3 protein-coding genes are annotated in these 2,676 nt (G+C 60.8%); all 3 read left to right on the top strand.

Features of this window, described 5'->3' with window-relative positions:
• On the top strand, positions 1-703 hold a 703-nt coding region (locus BEN47_RS00125; RefSeq protein WP_204378253.1), incomplete at its 5' end, for a plasmid pRiA4b ORF-3 family protein.
• Between the two features lie 57 nt (positions 704-760).
• Entirely contained in the window at positions 761-1,378 is a 618-nt protein-coding gene (locus BEN47_RS00120) for a recombinase family protein (protein WP_070724181.1), read from the top strand.
• 20 nt (positions 1,379-1,398) lie between these two features.
• Positions 1,399-2,676 (top strand): ISKra4 family transposase (locus BEN47_RS00115; protein ID WP_070724180.1); only part of this gene is annotated, 1,278 nt, incomplete at its 3' end.

Here is a 2,676-nt window from a genome sequence, read left to right as displayed (position 1 = left end):
TCTATCGGTAAACGCCATGCCTCAACCAGCTGCTGCTGCTATCTTATCCGGTATTGACCGGCTGGCGGCGGTCTACCAGCTCAAGATTCATTTGCTGGGTATCAGCCCGCAGATTGGCCGGCGCGTGTTGGTGCGGGGCGATACGACGCTGGCCGAACCGCATCACGTCTTCCAGGTGGTGATGAGGTGGGACAACTGGCACCTGCACAGCTTCAAGCTCTGGGGCAAGGAGTACGGGATGCCGTACGTCGGCGGTATCTACTTTGCCGGCGATGCCCGTCGGGTCCACCTGGGCGATTTCCCGTGGCGGGCGAACGACAAGTTCACCTACGACTTCGGCGATTACTGGCTCCATCAGATACGAGTGGAGAAAGTACTACCCCCGACCGTTCTGTCAACCCATCCGGTGTGCGTGAGTGGCCACCGGGCCTGCCCACCGGAGGAGGTCGCCGGTCCCGAGGGCTACAACCAGCGCACGCTGGACCAGTTCAGCTGGGCCTACGAAGCTCGGGACCGCCTACTAGCTGGCGAGGACATCCGGGAGGATGACGTGCCGACCTGGTTTTGGACCTTTCGACCCGAACACTTCGGCAAGCAGCAAGTCAACCAGAAACTAGCGAAATTGTATCAACTAAAGGGTAATCCCGATTTCCTGCTTTCGCAGGGCAGTTACGACTACTTTTTCGCGGATTTAGAATCCTGAAAGCTGTATCAGGAAAACCAAGTGGTTTTCTTGATACGGCCCGGGTAGCTTTGCGCCATGCAACAGGCTGTCATTTTCGTTCGCGTCTCCAAGAAGGAGCAGGATTACCAGCGGCAGGTGGAGGACCTGCGCGCCGTGGCCCAGAGCCAGGCCGTGCAGGTGGTGGCCGAGATTTCGGAGAAGATTAGCGGAGCCAAGCGGAACCAGGACCGGGAGGGGATTCAGCAGTTGTTGGAACTGAGCCGGCAAGGAGCCATTCAAAAAGTATTAGTCAGCGAGGTCTCGCGCCTGGGCCGCTCCACGGTGGAAGTCTTGCAGATAGTAGAGGAGCTGACGCAGTTGGGCGTCAGCATCTATGTCCAAAATTTTGGCCTCGAAACGCTCAAGAACGGCAAACGCAATCCGGTGGCCCAGTTCATGTTCACGCTGCTGGCCGAGTTTGCCCGCCTGGAACGCGAGACCCTGCGCGAGCGCATTCTCTCGGGCATGGACGAGGCGCGGCGGCAAGGCATCAAAATCGGCCGCCCGGTAGGCGCGACGGAAGAAAAGGCCGTCTTTCTTAAAAAGTATGCGGCCGTCGCCCGGCAGCTGCACGCGGGCCTGAGCGTACGTAACACGGCCAAGCTGTGCGACGTGGCCATCAACACGGTTCGTAAAGTGAAGACCTTGCTCTAATCCTTAACTCCCCCGCTATCATGGAATTCAAACTACAACTGGTGGCGTGCCTGTCGGAAGGCGAAGAGCCCCTCCTCGAAGACGTGTTCACCTGGAGCCGGGAGGACCTGAGTTTGGCTAGTGTGGGCCTGACGCTGGCCGAGTCCAAGACGCTGCTGCAACGCCTTCAGCAAACGATGATTACGCAGCAGGTGGCGACGCATCTGCAGGCGTACCAGCCCGTCGGCTTGCGCAGGAAAGGCAGCTACCCGCTCCAGCTGAAAACCTTGTTCGGCAACGTCACGGTCAACAGCCCGCGCTACTATCTGCCGTCCACCGAGGCAGGACCCAAGACCTTCAGCCCCCTGCAGCACCTCTTTCCGCAGCACGTGACGCCGGAGCGGTTGTTTCTGGAAACCAAGTGGGCCAGCCTGATTCCCTACCAGAAAACGACCGATTTGCTCCACGACGTGCTGCCCCTGGGTGAAAAACCATCGGGCACGACCATCCAGCAGCGCCTGCACGCCGTGGTCGAGGCGCAGGAACAGCAGTTGCCCGAGGAAGTGGCCCCTTTTCACGGCGTTTGCCAGCGCGACCGCGAGGCCTTGCCGTGCCCGCCCCGCCCGCTGGTGGTCGGCCTCGACGGCGGCTACGTCCGGCACTGGCATAAAAAAGGCTGTTTCGAGGTGATTGCGGGCAAAAGCATTCCCGCCGAAGGGGCCGCCAAATGCTTCGGCTTCGTGCAGGAGGTCGACGCCAAGCCGCGGCGGCGCGTGTTTGAGGTCCTGCGCTCGCAGGGGCTGCAGGCCAATCAGTCGGTGGAATTCTTTACCGACGGCGCCGCGGTGCTGCGCTCGCTGACCAGCTATTTGAGCGCGGAGTCCACGCATATCCTGGACTGGTTTCACCTGACCATGCGCCTGACGGTGCTGCAGCAGTACGCGCTGGGCTTCGCCCAGGTCGACGCGGCCGGGGGCAAAGCGCTGCAAGACGGCTTGACCAGCATCAAATGGCACCTCTGGCACGGCAACTCCGAGCGGGCCCTGGAGAAAATACGGGACTTGGACGACGCCCTGGCCGTGCACCAGGAGGACCCGCTCGTGGCCAGGAAATACAGCAAATGGAAGCCGTTGGCCCGGCTACTTGCTGATTTTCACACCTACGTGGAGCAGAACAGCGGCTTCATCGTGGACTACGCCGAGCGCCGTCGCTACGGCGAACGCGTCTCCACGGGCTTTGTGGAGTCGGCGGTCAACCAGGTCCTGGCCAAGCGAATGGTGAAGCGGCAACAAATGCAGTGGACTAAAAAAGGGGCGCAC

Source organism: Hymenobacter lapidarius (genome assembly GCF_001816145.1).
GTDB classification, from domain to species: Bacteria; Bacteroidota; Bacteroidia; order Cytophagales; family Hymenobacteraceae; genus Hymenobacter; species Hymenobacter lapidarius.
Note: the sequence above shows the minus strand (reverse complement) of the source record. Positions and strands in the feature narration are given on the sequence as shown.

Bases quoted from the DNA above. Each gene is read 5' to 3' on its own strand.
- BEN47_RS00120 (WP_070724181.1), top strand. From the start codon at position 761: ATGCAACAGGCTGTCATTTTCGTTCGCGTCTCCAAGAAGGAGCAGGAT.